Source organism: Simiduia agarivorans SA1 = DSM 21679, assembly GCF_000305785.2.
In the GTDB taxonomy this organism is placed as follows: domain Bacteria; phylum Pseudomonadota; class Gammaproteobacteria; order Pseudomonadales; family Cellvibrionaceae; genus Simiduia; species Simiduia agarivorans.
In genome coordinates, this window is sequence record NC_018868.3 from 174,489 (window position 1) to 187,906 (window position 13,418).

Consider the following 13,418-nt stretch of genomic DNA (forward strand, 5'->3'; position numbering starts at 1 on the left):
AGCGGCCACAGTGTGACAGCTTCAGGCGGCGGGTTGCGTGTGCTCAACGCGGCCGTTGGTGAATGGGTCGAAAGCGGCATCGAGCGTGGCCTCATCATTGACCCGCTTGATCTGTTCAAACATCAGGGCGGCGCCCGCGTAATTCAAGCGCAGGTGCGAAAGCCATTGCTTGAGCCGGTTGCCCAGGTATTTGCGCGGGTAGAGCGGTTTGCCCATGTCAAAGTGCAGCTTGACCCAGCCTGCGACAGTGGGCCAGTCCATAGGCGTGTAGTGTTCGCCAGTGATTGAAGCCTTGATCTGCAAGGCCAGATCCGGGCAGCGCAGCAGGCCGCGGCCGATCATCACATCGCGGCAACCGCTCTCCGACAGCGCTTTGTGGTAATCGGCCACGGTGAATATGTCGCCATTGACCACAATGGGAATGGACGCGCGCTGCTCAATCTCTCCCACTTGATGCCAATAGGCCGGCGGCTTGTAGCCATCCACTTTCGAACGGGCGTGAACCACAAGACGAGCGGCGCCGGCGTCTTCCACCGCGCGGGCAATGTCCAGGTAACCGGTGCGGGCGCCAAAGCCCAGGCGGATTTTAGCGGTGACCGGAATGTGGGCGGGCACCTCGCGGCGCACGGCGCTGACAATGTCGTAAATGCGCTGCGGCGTTTGCAGCAGGCAGGCGCCACCGTCGTGGTTGTTGACGGCCTTGGCCGGGCAGCCGAAATTGATGTCTACCTCGTGCGCGCCCAGATAAGCGGCGCGCTCGCCATTCACCGCCATCCATTCTGGTTTACCACCCAGCAATTGCAGCGCCACCGGGGTACCGGCCGCAGTGCGGCTCTGGCTGTCCAATTCAGGACACAGGCGCCTGAATACCTTGTGCGGCAAGCGTTGGTCGGTCACCCGTAAAAATTCGGTGACGCATTGGTCTATGCCGCCAATGGCCGTGAGGATCTGGCGGAAGGGGGCGTCGACCACGCCTTCCATAGGGGCGAGATAAAGCGGGTTGGTGGATTTCACGGTGGCTTAAGTGCGCTAAACTGAGTGGAATTTGGTTTCCTATGATACTGAATTTTGAGGAATTTCCGGAAATTTGGTTTCATATGCGCCGCCAGCCCCATCCGGCTGGTCAATATTTCTATTCTGGAGACAGGCAAATGCAGGAAAGTATCGTCCAGCAGGGCGTCGACCTGATGCTTTTTGGTATGGGCACCGTGTTTGTGTTCCTGACCATTCTGGTGATTGCCACAGTGATAATGTCGGGCCTGGTGGGGCGCTTTTTCCCCGAGGCAGAAAAGCCCGCTGCACCGGTCGCCGTAGCGCCGGGTCAGGTGGATGCGCGCACCCGCGCCATTATCAAGGCCGCCATCGATAAACACCGGGCCGGCTGAGCCGCCCCCGAATAATGCAGATCAAAGGGTAACCCCATGACCACCAACAACAAAAAACTCGGCATCACCGATGTGGTACTGCGTGATGCGCACCAGTCGCTGTTCGCCACCCGCATGCGCATCGATGACATGCTGCCCATTGCCGAAAAGCTCGACAGTGTGGGCTTCTGGTCTTTGGAGTCCTGGGGCGGCGCCACCTTCGATGCCTGTATCCGGTATCTGGGCGAAGATCCGTGGGATCGCATTCGCGAGCTTAAAAAAGCCATGCCCAAGACCCCGCACCAGATGTTGTTCCGCGGGCAGAATATTCTGGGCTACCGCCACTACGCCGATGACGTGGTGGAAAAATTTGTCGAGCGCGCCGCCACTAACGGTATCGACGTGTTCCGCGTGTTCGACGCCATGAACGATGTGCGCAACCTGCAGACGGCGTTGAAGGCGGTTAAGAAAGTGGGCAAGCACGCGCAGGGCACCATCTCCTATACCGTGAGCCCGGTACACACACTGGATATGTGGGTGGACCTTGGCAAGCGTCTGGAAGACGAAGGCGCCGACTCCATTGCCATTAAAGACATGGCTGGTCTGTTGCGTCCTTACGAAGGCTATGAGTTGGTGAAGCGCCTGAAGGCGAGTGTGGATATTCCGATCCAGCTGCATTGTCACGCCACCACCGGTCTTTCCACCTCCACCATTCTGAAATGCGTGGAAGCGGGTATCGACAATGTGGATACCGCCATTTCCTCCATGTCCATGACCTACGGTCACAGCCCGACCGAAGCGGTAGTGGCCATGCTGAAGGGCACCGAGCGCGACACCGGGTTGGATATTGATCTGCTGGAAGACATTGCCAACTACTTCCGCGAGGTGCGGAAGAAATACGCAAAGTTCGAAGGTTCACTGCGCGGTGTGGACAGCCGCATTCTGGTGGCCCAGGTGCCTGGCGGCATGCTGACCAATATGGAGAATCAGCTGCGCGATCAGGGTGCGTCTGACAAGTTCGATGAAGTGCTGGCCGAAATTCCGCGCGTGCGTGAAGACCTCGGTTACATCCCGCTGGTCACGCCCACGTCCCAAATAGTGGGCACTCAGGCGGTACTGAACGTACTCACCGGCGAGCGCTACAAGTCGATTTCCAAAGAGACTCAGGGCGTATTAAAAGGCGAGTACGGTGCCACACCGGCGCCGGTCAATAAAGAGTTGCAGGCGCGCGTGCTGGATGGCGCTGAAGCCATCACCTGTCGCCCGGCCGACAATATCGCGCCCGAAGTCGACAAGCTGGTGGCCGAGCTGCGAGACGTGGCGAAAACCAAAGGTATTAAGCTGGCCGAGGGCGAGCGCGAAATTGACGACGTGCTCACTTATGCGCTGTTCACCCAGATCGGCCTCAAGTTCCTGGAAAACCGCGGCAACCCGGATGCGTTTGAACCGGTGCCCACCGGCAAAGAATCCGCTGTGGTGAAAAACGACAAAGGTGAAGAAGTTTATACCGTCACCGTTGAAGGCAAGCAGTACACTGTCAACGTGGCCAACGGTGGCGATCTGACCGCCATCGTGCCCGTGGGCGCTTCTGCGCCGGCGGCCGCAACCGCTGGTGCGCCCGTCACTGGCGGCGAGCCTGTGCCCGCGCCACTGGCGGGTAATATTTTCCGCGTACTGGTGAAGCCCGGTCAGCAAGTAGAAGAGGGCACACCCATCATCGTGCTGGAAGCCATGAAAATGGAAACCGAAGTCAGCGCACCGAAAGCCGGTGTGGTGGGTGAGATCAGCGTCAAGGAAGGTGATTCCGTGGCGGTGGGCGACACCCTGTTGAGCATAGCGTGAGGGCTGACTGATGGATGCTTTATTAACGCTGTGGCGTGACTCGGGAATTTTCCATATGCAGTCCGGCCAGTTCTTCATGATTCTGGTGGGGGTGGGGCTGCTGTTTCTGGCCATCCGCAAAGGTTTTGAGCCGTTGCTGCTGGTACCCATTGGGTTTGGTGGCATTCTGGCCAACATTCCGGGCGCGGGCCTGGCCATGTCGTCGGTAGAAAACGCCATTTATTTCGCCAAGCCGGCGGTGATGGCGGCCATGGCGGCGGCACTGGGTGTGACCTATGAAGACCCGGCGCAATTGCTGGAGGCCTATCACGCAGCCGATGCCGCGGCCCACGTGGCGGCGGTGCAGGTGGCGACGGACAACAACTATGCCGACGGCATGTTGTATGTGTTTTACAACGTGGCCATTGCCAGCGGCATTGCACCTTTGCTGATTTTTATGGGCGTGGGCGCGATGACCGACTTCGGCCCGCTACTGGCCAACCCGCGCACCTTGTTTCTGGGTGCTGCGGCCCAGTTCGGTATCTTCGCCACTGTACTCGGTGCGGTCGGTTTGTCGGCGCTGGGGGTGATGGATTTCTCCATCAAGGAAGCGGCGGCCATCGGTATTATCGGTGGCGCGGACGGCCCGACGGCGATCTACGTGACCAGTATGCTGGCGCCGAATCTGTTGGGCGCCATTGCAGTGGCGGCCTATTCCTACATGGCACTGGTGCCGTTAATTCAGCCGCCCATTATGAAGGCGCTGACCACCCCGGAAGAACGCAAAATCAAAATGGTGCAGCTGCGCCAGGTGTCGGTGCGCGAGAAGATTGCCTTCCCTATTGTGCTGGTTGTGCTGGTGGCGCTGGTGTTGCCTTCGGCGGCGCCGCTGCTTGGGATGTTCTGTCTGGGCAACCTGATGCGCGAATGTGGTGTGGTAGAACGTCTGAGCGATACTGCCCAGAACGCACTGATCAACATCGTGACGATCTTTCTGGGCCTGTCGGTGGGTTCCAAACTCGCTGCCGATAAGTTTCTTGACCCGAAAACCCTGGGCATCCTGATCCTTGGTATTGTGGCTTTCTGTATCGGCACCGCGGCTGGCGTGTTGATGGCGAAACTGATGAACAAGTTCAGCAAAATGCCCATCAACCCGTTGATCGGTTCTGCCGGCGTGTCGGCCGTACCTATGGCCGCGCGGGTTTCCAATAAAGTGGGCCTGGAGGCGAATCCGCAGAACTTCCTGCTGATGCACGCCATGGGGCCAAACGTTGCAGGTGTGATTGGATCGGCGGTCGCCGCCGGCGTGATGATTTCGATGGTGTCCGGTATGTAATGTTTTACCGGCTGAAACGAAAAAAGCCCGCATAGCGGGCTTTTTTTTCGTCTGAAACCAGCGGCGATCAGTGTTCTTCGCGGGCAAACGCCAGAGAGAATGCTTTTGGCCCCACATTGACTGCGGCGGTGGCAGACATCATGGAGAGCATGGTGCGCACGCCGTGTTGACGGGCGAATTCCCGAAACGCCACCAGATCCGGGTTGTCATGAATCTCGGATAACACGCCACCATAGCTCATCACGATGGTGTCGGTGGCGAGGCCAGACAGAATGGAACTTTTGGCGTGTTCAAACAAATCGCGCAGGGCTTGTGGGTAGCCTTTGCTCTTTTTAAACGAATGGGTTTCGCCCTGGTGCAACTCGATGATGGGATTAATGCCAAAGGTTTCTGCGAGTTTGTAGCTCAGCCAGGAGATTTTGTGGTCGCCTTTGCGCAGGTTGCGTCGTTCGCGCATGTATGAAAGATCAAACGGCACTATGTAACCATAAACTTTGTCGCGCAGTTGATTGATGCGAGCGATGGCCTTGGCCTGTGGTTGGCCTTTGTCGTGGACCAAACGGGCAAATTCACACACCAGCACTGCATGGCCGCTGAACATGGAGTAGCTGTCGAGCATGCGGATGCGGAAGGGTGTTTGGCGCTTGTCGCGGAATTTGGGCTCATTGATCATCGCCGCTTCAGTCACGCGGTTATAGACCTGACTTTTACGGCTGTTGATGGTGATGACGTTAACCCTGTCGTACTTGGGTAAAAACTGCTGTTCGAAAATATCAGACACATCATTGACAGACAGCGGCTCTGATTGCGCGCTGCTGTAGCGCTGGCGCGAGTGCTCCTGATAGAAGCGCGTCATAGCCCCATCGTCGCGGTTGTCCTGATAAGTACCGTCCGCATGATGGATGTAAATAGGCAGAATCTCGATGCCATGTTTGCGAATGAATTCTGGCGAGAGATCGCAGCTGGAGTCTACGGCAATGCCGATCCGGTCAGAGGCTGATTGGGGCATCTTGAGGTGTCCTTTATTCCTGCGTTGATGTTACAGCCAGTGTATGTTCAGCGCGGGAATGGCACTATCAGCCGTGGCGTCAACCGCTGAGCGTTTGTGTCGCAACGCGTTGTACGAAATGTATTACAGGGGCCGGCGGGGTCAAAAGCACAGCTCGAGGGTGGCATCGCCGAGGGAGGAATGAATCCGTTGCGCCAGCACAGTGCCGCTGCCATTGTGAAGAATGTCGTGCGGATTGCCGCTGAAGGTTTGCGGTCTGGTCAGGGCCAGGTCAAAACCGAGCTCCACTAACCTGGGTTTGGCCGCCCCGGTGACCATATTGGTTATTTCACCCGCCAAATCGCAGATTTCGGCGTCAATTTCCGTGTGGGCTTCCCCCAGCATCCGTTCGAAAATAGCCATAATCAGTGGGCCGGAAAAGCTGATGGCCATGCTGCCCTGCTGCTGGTTACACACCAAAGCGATCACCCCGGACACTTCGCCCTGGGCGCTCAGCCCCTGTTTAACGCCTTGTTCCCCCAGCTCAACGTCCAGTTGGGCCATAGTGCTGAGTACGTCCTGCAAGGCCGCGCAAAAAGGCGTGAGAAGGGTATTGTTCATTATCGGGCGACTACCAATGCATCCAAGGGAGGGTGAATTGAGTATAGTTAAGCTCTATTGCACCGGCCTTGGGTCTGGCCTTGGTGTAAGATCAATCGAGAGTAAGAGAATAACTGTATATAACAAAGGATTATGCAATGTTCAGACTGAATCATTGGCTCGGCATGGGCTTACTGTTGATGGGCAGCGCCGCTGTGGCGCAGGAAACGCAAGTGGAGATTGTTGCGACACCGGTGGCGGATCAGGTCTACATGCTCACCGGCAGTGGTGGCAATATGGGGTTGTCCGTCGGTGAAGACGGCGCTTTTCTGATTGACGATCAGTTTGCACCTTTGTCGGACAAGATTCAGGCCAGCATACGCACAGTGACAGACAAACCGGTCAAATTCCTTGTTAACACCCATTGGCATTTTGATCACACGGGTGGCAACGAAAACTTTGGCAAGTCGGGCAGTGTGATTGTGGCGCATAACAATGTACGTACGCGCATGGCGGCCGGTGGTGTTATCGAGGCATTCAAGCGCACGGTGGAACCCGCATCGCCTGCGGCATTACCGGTTATTACCTTCGACACCGCAATGACCTTTCATTTCAATGGCGATGCAATCCGCATCGAGCACCCTGCACCGGCCCACACGGACGGTGACGCAATCCTCTATTTTGAAAAAGCCAACGTAGTGCACATGGGGGATATTTTTTTCAACGGCATGTATCCCTTCATTGATGCCGGCAGTGGCGGCAAGATGAAAGGGGTGATTGATGCCGTGGCTGGTGTGCTAGCCAAGATTGATGACAACACCAAAGTTATTCCCGGACACGGAAAGCTCAGCAACAAAGCCGAGCTGCGTGAGTACCACCAGATGCTGACCGCGGCCTATGAGCGGGTGGCCGCGATGAAAAACGCGGGCCGTTCGGCGGAGGAAGCAGTAGCCGCCAAACCGACCAAAGACCTGGACGCCAAATGGAACGGCGGTTTTTTAAAGGCTGATCAGTGGGTCGCCCTTATCTACGAGGCAATCTGATGCGTATTTTTGAAACCAAAACCGCGCCCAATGCACGGCGGGTACGCATGTTTCTCGCCGAAAAGCAGTTGCTGGACAGTGTGGAATTCGTGCAGGTGGATATTCAGACCGGTGAAAATCTTTCGGCCGATTATCGCAAGCGCAATGTAACCACCAAAATTCCGGTCATGGAGCTCGAGGACGGCACCTGTATAGGTGAGTCGGTTGCTATCTGCCGCTATTTCGAGGCGCTTTACCCCACACCTTCTTTAATGGGGCAAACCCCCTTGGCCCAAGCCACAATTGAGATGTGGCAGCGGCGGGCAGAGTTTCATCTGTTGTTGCCAGTGGGCATGTGTTTTCAACATACCACGGGCTATTTCAAAGACCGGATGACGCCGGTGCCGGCCTATGGTGAGGTGTGTGGAAAACAGGCGCTGGAGTTCATGGCTACGTTGAATGACCATCTGGCGGCCAGCCAGTATCTGGCGGGCGACACCTTCTCTATCGCCGATATCACTGCGCTCTGTGCCCTGGACTTCGCTCGTGTGGTCAAATTGCGCCCGGCGCCGGAGCTGACGCATTTGCTGCGTTGGCATGCCGAGGTGTCTGCGCGCCCGAGCGCTAAAGTCTAGGCAGTTCACCGCAGGCTGATAAAGCCGTGGCGATGACCCTGTTTTAAGGCGTCATCGCCAAAGCTGGCGTTTTACTCACAGGAAATTGACTGAAGGTGGCCTGCGCATCTTCTTTTATTGTCTGCTGTTCTTCAGGGATATCCTCAATAACCCTGTGCAGCAGGTTTTTCAGATGGTTGAGCTGGACGTCGACCTGGTCATACATGACGGCAGTTTCGGTCAGCTGTTCGGTTTCTTCATGGGTGTTTTTGCCTGCCAGCTCAGTCAGCCAATCAACATGTTCATCCTGCATGATCCCGGCGCGCACGATGGAAATGGCCAGGCGGCCAAGCATAGAGGCGATTGACCGATTCAACGGGTGTTTGGTCTGCGCAATCAGCTTTCTGGCCAAGGTTCTGATGGATTCAAAATAACTCACCAGCGATTGATGCCGGTCCAGCAATTGGCGTGCGCTGTTCAATGCCGGTACCGGTGTTGTGGGCTTTGGTGTGCGGCCAAACAGCACGGCAGTGGCTTTGAATACCTGTTCGAAATGCAAGTGATCGTTCAATTTCAGTGCAACGAGAATCATCCGGTGGGTGTGCTCGCCGAACGCGGCGTACTGCCTGAAACCATCGACAATGTCATCGGTAATACCGATGATCTGCGAGGCGATTGTCAGCTCATCACCAAAGCGTTGATGCGGATAACCCGTGCCGTCGGTGCGCTCGTGGTGGTCCAATACGGCTTGGCCTACCTCTTTGGGCAGATGGGGAACCGAGTCCAGGAAGCGTTTGGCAATAATCGGGTGGGCGAGCAGCGAGTGCCATTGGTCGGCACTGAAATCGGTTTTCTGGGTGGCTAATTCATGGGGAATGTAAAGAAAACCGCAGTCATGGGTCAGCGCCGCCATAAATATGATTTGCTGTTCGCGTTCCGAGCGTTGCATCTGCAGCGCAATGGCTAATCCGGCAATGGCGGTAAACAGAGCGTTGCGATAAATATCGGGGAGTCGGTTGGCCAGCACGGTCAGGTTTTGCTTGATGAGCGGAAACTGGCCGTAGTATTTGCACATCTTCCTCAGATTCTGGTCAAAGGGCTCTGCCCCGGCCACCGATTGCAGGCCCGGCACCGTGCGGGCAAATTTTTTCAGGTGCTGGTGCAGTTGCGCAGCATCAAAGGTCTCAGACAGTTGGATGCACTGCTCAATGGGCTTGATCAATTTGTGTTGCACAATGATCTGTGCACGGCGTTCGGTAAAATCTTCGCCTTTCTTGAGTACCACCGCGCCCTGGCGATTGCAGATATCTTCGCTGGCCACCACCTTCTGGGTTTTGTTTAGTGTGGACAGGTGCTGGCAGAAGAACGGATTGCCGTCCTGTTCGCTGGCGGCCTGTACCGCTTTACGCTCCAGTAAGTAGTGTGCGCCGAAGTCCATAGATGCGTCCCTGATACTCGCTGCGGGTCAATTCGCTCCCCTAAGAGTGTAGCCAAGACTTGTAGGGTGGCTAGCAGGACACCGGAGATTCAGGTGGGGAGAACGCGGGACTGCTTGATGGCCTGCAGGCTGAAAGTCGATACGATGTTTTTGACGCCAGGAAATTTGAGGATGCGGCGCATGGAGATATGGGCAAAGTCGTCGATATTGCTGGCCACGACTTTCAGCATGAAATCGTATTCGCCACTGGTTGCATAGCACTCCATGATGCTGCTTTCGGCTTCTACGGCATCCAGAAAGCCCTGGGTTGCGCTCTCCGAGCGTTGGTCCAGTGTTACCTGGACAAAGGCGGTGACATCCAGCCCGAGTTTGCGCTGGTCCACAATGGCGGCATAACCGCTGATGACGCCGGCTTCCTCCAGTTGTTTAACGCGACGGAAACAGGGGGATTCGCTCAGTCCTACCTGTTGGGCGAGCTCTACATTGCTGGTGCGGCCATTTTGTTGAAGCAGTCGTAAAATACGTCGTTCACTGTCGCTGAATTTCATGCTTGGTATCCTTGCAACCCAGCGCATTGTGGCCTCAGCCGATGGCAAAACTCAAGCCGCGGGCCTTAAAATCCCGAATGAAAATCCCGAAACTGCCGTCTACGTGTAGCTGCCTGATCAGGTGGTCCCGGCCCAGTTCGCCCGAGCGTGTGAGCGACAAATCGAGAAACTCCTGCTCGCAGGGTTGTTTGTCCGGACCGCATACTTTGATGATTTTCGGGAGGTGGTGTGCTTCTTCGTTGGTCGCGATGACCAGACCGACCATGCCGTTTTCAAGCTCAACGATACTGCCGGGCGGGTACAGACCGATAAACTGGATGAACTCCAGCACAAGGGCTTCATCAAATTGGCTGCCGCGGGCTTCATAGAGAATCCGCAACGCTTCGGTGACAGGCCGTGCGGGTGCATAACAGCGATGGCTGGTGATGGCATCGAAGGTATCCACAATAGAAATCAGGCGGGTGATTTTACCGATGTCGGTGGCGTCCAGTTTGCGAGGATAGCCCCCGCCATCCAGCCTTTCGTGGTGCGCATGAGCGGCTTCAATGACCTGCTTGGCGATGTTGGGGGTCTGTTGCAGTAAGTTACGCCCATGCACCACATGCGCGCGCATGGCGCGCATTTCCTTCTCGGACAACTCGCCGGGTTTGTTGAGGATCTCTGACGGGACCCTCATCTTGCCCACATCGTGAAGCAACCCGGCCATGCCCAATTGAAATAGCTGTTGTTCGGCCAGTTGCAGATGGCGGCCAAATGCGATGGCCAGAATGCACACGTTGAGACAGTGCTCTGCCGTGTATTCATCCTGATCGCGTATCTTTGACATCCACAGCAGGGCATCGGGGTTGCTCAGGATACTGTCCACGCAGTGCTGAACAGTGCTTTCTGCCTGATCAAAAGCGATAGGGGGGCCGGAGGACGCTTTGGTCAGCAGGTTTTTGGTGACAGTCCGGCTGGTGTCGTAAATCTTGCGCGCCCTGGCGTGCTCAGCCTGCGCCGATTGCTTGATGGCGTGGATTTGTCGTCGGCCAGGATCCTGCGGATGGGTGGATTCATGGCCAACGCCTTCCCACACCTCTTCGGCGACATCGATCCACACGTAACGGCAGTACTCTCTGAGCTTGGCAATGTCACTTGCATGCTCGATGCGAAAGCCCTGAAGCAAGAAGGGGGTTTCGAGCCAGTCACGATCCAGTTTGCAGACAAACATGCCTGGTCGCAGGTCGTCCACCGCGACTTTGCGGCTGCCAAGGCGGGTGGACTTACGGGTGGTGTCGGCGGGCATGAGGACGAGATCTGACTCCGGTAACGCTTGTAGTCGTTGGGAATATCTTACTGCCCGGCCTCATGACTGACCAGTTCCGATCGGCAGTTTATTCGTATTTGCACAAATAGGCGGTTTGCACAGCCACTTTGAGGTGAAATTGCTGGTTGGCTTCCACGATGAAGGTTTCACCGGCATTAAATGTTTGCCAGTCCTCGCGACCGGGCAGTTGCACGGTAAGGGCGCCGCTGACAACGGTCATGTATTCCTTCTGGCTGGTGCCAAAGGTGAACTCGCCGATATCCATCACGCCTACGGTGGCGGGCAGATCGGTAGTCTGAAACGCAATGGAAGCGACTTTGCCGTCGAAATACTGGTTAGTTTTGAACATGTTTATACCTGTGACAGAGTTTGTTGTAGTTAAACGAAAAAAGCCCTGAATACAGGGTATTCAGGGCTTTTAAATATGGCTCCGGTGGCTGGGATCGAACCAGCGACCAACGGATTAACAGTCCGCTGCTCTACCGCTGAGCTACACCGGAAAAACGGCTTCCTCTGTGGAAGTGGCGCGTATCTTATTGTCAGAGTTTTAAGTGGTCAAGCGATTTTTATAAAAAAATTCATGGGCTTAGCGAAAGCCGGCTCTTGCTGTTCACAGGCTATGCAGCTTGGCTAAATCGCGCACAGTGTGGGCAGGTTTTGCATCTGGCAGTGCGTCAGTGCACACTGCAGGCATGACTGCTGTCTCGACTCGCCCGCCCCAAACCAACCCCCTGCTGGGCCCCATTGGCGCCCGCCTGGACATGCTCACGGCGTCGATGCCGTTGGCCGGAGAATTGAAAGAAGGGGACCTGCTCGGTTGGTTGCGCGCAGAGGGATGGGTTGAGGACCGGCTGGCTGACAGCGCCTTGTACAAGGTGCACTTTCTGATGCGCAACGCCCTTTACCGGCTCATGCCGGAATACCCAGGCTTTTCCTGGCATCTGGATGTATTGGGTGTGCGCTGGCAGGCGCTCGACACCGGCACCGGACAGGAGGGGCGGTCACTGGCGCACGCGCCGGGCAGTGCTGCCTTGGCTGAATACTACTTGAACTGGGCCAATCTGGATCTGAGTGCGGACGACGTCGAGCGGTTGCTGGACAGCTTTTGGCGTCGGTACGCCGGGTTTACTGCCGAAGACCAGATCGCGCCGGCATTGGCTGCCTTAGGCTTGTCTGCACTGCCGGAAGACCTCGGTGCGCTCAAACACCATTACCGGCGTCGGGTGGCGTTGGCGCATCCGGATAAAGGTGGCGCGCAGGCCGACACGGCTGAAATGCAGCGCCTGAATGATGCCTACGCCAGGCTCAAACTCGTTCTGAAAGCAAAAGAACCCTGAAGCTGCCGTTATCGGCCAGCGTTTGACACTGCCGGAAACGGCCTGCCAGGCGTTTTTCCACACCGACAAAGCGGTTCACTACCCAGATGGCGCGGCCGTCGCGCGTCAGCCACCGGTGGGTGGCCTGCAGGAATTTATCGGTCAGGTCGCCGGTGGCATCAAATCCCTGGTGAAACGGGGGGTTGCAGAGTATCAGGTCTACCGGCGCGGCCAATGGCGACCCATTGGTGTCCAAGCCGCGATCGCCCGCAAACACCTGGGTGGTCGGGTCGCAATTGGCGGTGGTGCAGGCGAGGGCGGCGGCACAATTGTCGGTGGCAAGCCATTCGATGCCCGGCTCTTGCAGCAGCGCTTGCGCGCCCGCGGTCAGCAAACCATAGCCACAGCCCAGATCGAGGATGCGCCGGGGCTGAATCGTGTCCCGGTGTTCCGCCAGTGTCGCCAGCAACAGCAGGCTGCCCTCATCCAGCTTTTGCCAGCCAAAGGTGCCCGGTTTGCTGCGCAAGGTTTGCCCCTGATAAGTCAGTATGGGGCGCACGCGGGCGTAATCCATGTCATCCACCGGTGGGGAGCCGGCCTGTGCCACCGCGAATGTAGCTACGTAAAGGTTGCCGGTCTTTTTGAGTTTGCCGCCTTGCAGGCGCGCTGCCGCGAGTGTGGCCAGCGTTTTTATGCCCTCGTTTTTCCGCCCGAGCATCAGTATCTCGGTGCCGGGCGCCAGCCGGTCTGCGATTTCGTTGATCAGGTGCGCCACCACCGCTTTTTCTTTAGACACCTGGTACACCACGCGCTGGATGCGCGCAGGCTCTGAGAGTGCGGTCAGATCCCAGTCGCTGAAATGGCGCTGTGGCAGCTGCTGCGCGCGCGCCTGGATATCCCAGCGGTTGGTCAGCAGGGTCACGCTGTCGGGCGCGCGGTGAACCAGGTGCAGCACGTTTTCATCGGCCAGCCACAGGGTGTGTTCCGGTGAGTGGGTCAGTAAGTCCAGCAGCAATTGATCTTCCGATGCGTGGCTCATGCAGTGTCCGTTGGGTGTGAATAGGG

Annotated in this window: 14 protein-coding genes and 1 tRNA gene; 6 read left to right on the top strand and 9 right to left on the bottom strand. The window is 56.9% G+C overall.

Features of this window, described 5'->3' with window-relative positions; genetic code table 11:
- Positions 1 to 21: 21 nt before the first annotated feature.
- Positions 22 to 981, bottom strand: coding sequence for a tRNA dihydrouridine synthase (locus M5M_RS00795; protein ID WP_016389135.1), 960 nt, complete (start codon positions 979 to 981; stop codon positions 22 to 24).
- Between the two features lie 170 nt (positions 982 to 1,151).
- On the opposite strand from M5M_RS00795, the gene M5M_RS00800 reads away from it, so the two are divergent.
- Genes M5M_RS00800 through M5M_RS00810 form a run of 3 tightly spaced genes read left to right on the top strand, consistent with a single transcriptional unit; the run spans position 1,152 to position 4,521 of the window.
- A complete protein-coding gene (locus M5M_RS00800) occupies positions 1,152 to 1,385 on the top strand; it encodes an OadG family protein (RefSeq protein WP_024330349.1) in 234 nt (77 codons plus the stop codon).
- A gap of 36 nt (positions 1,386 to 1,421) precedes the next feature.
- Entirely contained in the window at positions 1,422 to 3,206 is a 1,785-nt protein-coding gene (oadA, locus tag M5M_RS00805) for a sodium-extruding oxaloacetate decarboxylase subunit alpha (RefSeq protein WP_015045570.1), read from the top strand.
- A 10-nt stretch (positions 3,207 to 3,216) separates the two neighbouring features.
- Positions 3,217 to 4,521: a sodium ion-translocating decarboxylase subunit beta gene (locus M5M_RS00810; RefSeq protein WP_015045571.1), complete on the top strand. Its 1,305-nt coding sequence runs from the start codon at positions 3,217 to 3,219 to the stop codon at positions 4,519 to 4,521.
- A 67-nt stretch (positions 4,522 to 4,588) separates the two neighbouring features.
- Here the strand turns inward: M5M_RS00810 and M5M_RS00815 are convergent, their stop codons facing one another.
- Together M5M_RS00815 and M5M_RS00820 are read right to left on the bottom strand one after the other, a co-directional pair.
- Positions 4,589 to 5,530 carry a DegV family protein gene (locus tag M5M_RS00815; RefSeq protein WP_015045572.1) on the bottom strand — a complete coding sequence of 314 codons (942 nt, stop codon included), beginning with the start codon at positions 5,528 to 5,530 and terminating at the stop codon, positions 4,589 to 4,591.
- A 141-nt stretch (positions 5,531 to 5,671) separates the two neighbouring features.
- Positions 5,672 to 6,130: a chemotaxis protein CheX gene (locus tag M5M_RS00820; RefSeq protein WP_024330348.1), complete on the bottom strand. Its 459-nt coding sequence runs from the start codon at positions 6,128 to 6,130 to the stop codon at positions 5,672 to 5,674.
- 137 nt (positions 6,131 to 6,267) lie between these two features.
- Here M5M_RS00820 and M5M_RS00825 point away from each other — a divergent pair, with 137 nt between their 5' ends.
- Positions 6,268 to 7,152, top strand: a complete 885-nt coding sequence (locus M5M_RS00825; RefSeq protein WP_015045574.1) for an MBL fold metallo-hydrolase — start codon at positions 6,268 to 6,270, stop codon at positions 7,150 to 7,152.
- Positions 7,152 to 7,766 (top strand): glutathione S-transferase family protein, encoded by a 615-nt coding sequence (locus M5M_RS00830; protein ID WP_015045575.1) that lies wholly within the window; start codon positions 7,152 to 7,154, stop codon positions 7,764 to 7,766. Before M5M_RS00825 ends, M5M_RS00830 begins: the two co-directional genes overlap by 1 nt.
- Positions 7,767 to 7,809: 43 nt before the next feature.
- Here M5M_RS00830 and M5M_RS00835 read toward each other — a convergent pair whose 3' ends face one another.
- The 5 genes from M5M_RS00835 to M5M_RS00855 form a co-directional block, all read right to left on the bottom strand.
- Complete coding sequence (locus M5M_RS00835; protein ID WP_015045576.1) at positions 7,810 to 9,183, bottom strand: HD-GYP domain-containing protein; 1,374 nt, start codon at positions 9,181 to 9,183, stop codon at positions 7,810 to 7,812.
- Positions 9,184 to 9,272: 89 nt separating this feature from the next.
- Positions 9,273 to 9,731 carry an Lrp/AsnC family transcriptional regulator gene (locus tag M5M_RS00840; RefSeq protein ID WP_015045577.1) on the bottom strand — a complete coding sequence of 153 codons (459 nt, stop codon included), beginning with the start codon at positions 9,729 to 9,731 and terminating at the stop codon, positions 9,273 to 9,275.
- A 34-nt stretch (positions 9,732 to 9,765) separates the two neighbouring features.
- On the bottom strand, positions 9,766 to 11,016 hold the full coding sequence (locus tag M5M_RS00845) for an HD-GYP domain-containing protein (protein ID WP_015045578.1): 1,251 nt from the start codon (positions 11,014 to 11,016) through the stop codon (positions 9,766 to 9,768).
- A gap of 88 nt (positions 11,017 to 11,104) precedes the next feature.
- A complete protein-coding gene (ppnP, locus tag M5M_RS00850) occupies positions 11,105 to 11,386 on the bottom strand; it encodes a pyrimidine/purine nucleoside phosphorylase (RefSeq protein ID WP_015045579.1) in 282 nt (93 codons plus the stop codon).
- A gap of 76 nt (positions 11,387 to 11,462) precedes the next feature.
- Positions 11,463 to 11,537, bottom strand: a tRNA-Asn gene (locus tag M5M_RS00855).
- A gap of 192 nt (positions 11,538 to 11,729) precedes the next feature.
- Between M5M_RS00855 and M5M_RS19220 the strand changes: the two genes are divergently transcribed.
- A complete protein-coding gene (locus M5M_RS19220; protein WP_144062360.1) occupies positions 11,730 to 12,374 on the top strand; it encodes a DNA-J related domain-containing protein in 645 nt (214 codons plus the stop codon).
- On the opposite strand, the gene M5M_RS00865 is transcribed toward M5M_RS19220, so the two are convergent.
- Positions 12,343 to 13,392, bottom strand: a complete 1,050-nt coding sequence (locus tag M5M_RS00865; protein WP_015045581.1) for a class I SAM-dependent methyltransferase — start codon at positions 13,390 to 13,392, stop codon at positions 12,343 to 12,345. The genes M5M_RS19220 and M5M_RS00865 overlap by 32 nt on opposite strands.
- Positions 13,393 to 13,418 lie beyond the last annotated feature (26 nt).

Excerpts from the sequence above, each read along its gene's own strand:
- M5M_RS00795 (WP_016389135.1), bottom strand. The coding sequence starts at position 981 with ATGGAAGGCGTGGTCGACGCCCCCTTCCGCCAGATCCTCACGGCCATT.
- M5M_RS00800 (WP_024330349.1), top strand. The coding sequence starts at position 1,152 with ATGCAGGAAAGTATCGTCCAGCAGGGCGTCGACCTGATGCTTTTTGGT.
- oadA (WP_015045570.1), top strand. The coding sequence starts at position 1,422 with ATGACCACCAACAACAAAAAACTCGGCATCACCGATGTGGTACTGCGT.
- M5M_RS00810 (WP_015045571.1), top strand. The coding sequence starts at position 3,217 with ATGGATGCTTTATTAACGCTGTGGCGTGACTCGGGAATTTTCCATATG.
- M5M_RS00815 (WP_015045572.1), bottom strand. The coding sequence starts at position 5,530 with ATGCCCCAATCAGCCTCTGACCGGATCGGCATTGCCGTAGACTCCAGC.
- M5M_RS00820 (WP_024330348.1), bottom strand. The coding sequence starts at position 6,130 with ATGAACAATACCCTTCTCACGCCTTTTTGCGCGGCCTTGCAGGACGTA.
- M5M_RS00825 (WP_015045574.1), top strand. The coding sequence starts at position 6,268 with ATGTTCAGACTGAATCATTGGCTCGGCATGGGCTTACTGTTGATGGGC.
- M5M_RS00830 (WP_015045575.1), top strand. The coding sequence starts at position 7,152 with ATGCGTATTTTTGAAACCAAAACCGCGCCCAATGCACGGCGGGTACGC.
- M5M_RS00835 (WP_015045576.1), bottom strand. The coding sequence starts at position 9,183 with ATGGACTTCGGCGCACACTACTTACTGGAGCGTAAAGCGGTACAGGCC.
- M5M_RS00840 (WP_015045577.1), bottom strand. The coding sequence starts at position 9,731 with ATGAAATTCAGCGACAGTGAACGACGTATTTTACGACTGCTTCAACAA.
- M5M_RS00845 (WP_015045578.1), bottom strand. The coding sequence starts at position 11,016 with ATGCCCGCCGACACCACCCGTAAGTCCACCCGCCTTGGCAGCCGCAAA.
- ppnP (WP_015045579.1), bottom strand. The coding sequence starts at position 11,386 with ATGTTCAAAACTAACCAGTATTTCGACGGCAAAGTCGCTTCCATTGCG.
- M5M_RS19220 (WP_144062360.1), top strand. The coding sequence starts at position 11,730 with ATGACTGCTGTCTCGACTCGCCCGCCCCAAACCAACCCCCTGCTGGGC.
- M5M_RS00865 (WP_015045581.1), bottom strand. The coding sequence starts at position 13,392 with ATGAGCCACGCATCGGAAGATCAATTGCTGCTGGACTTACTGACCCAC.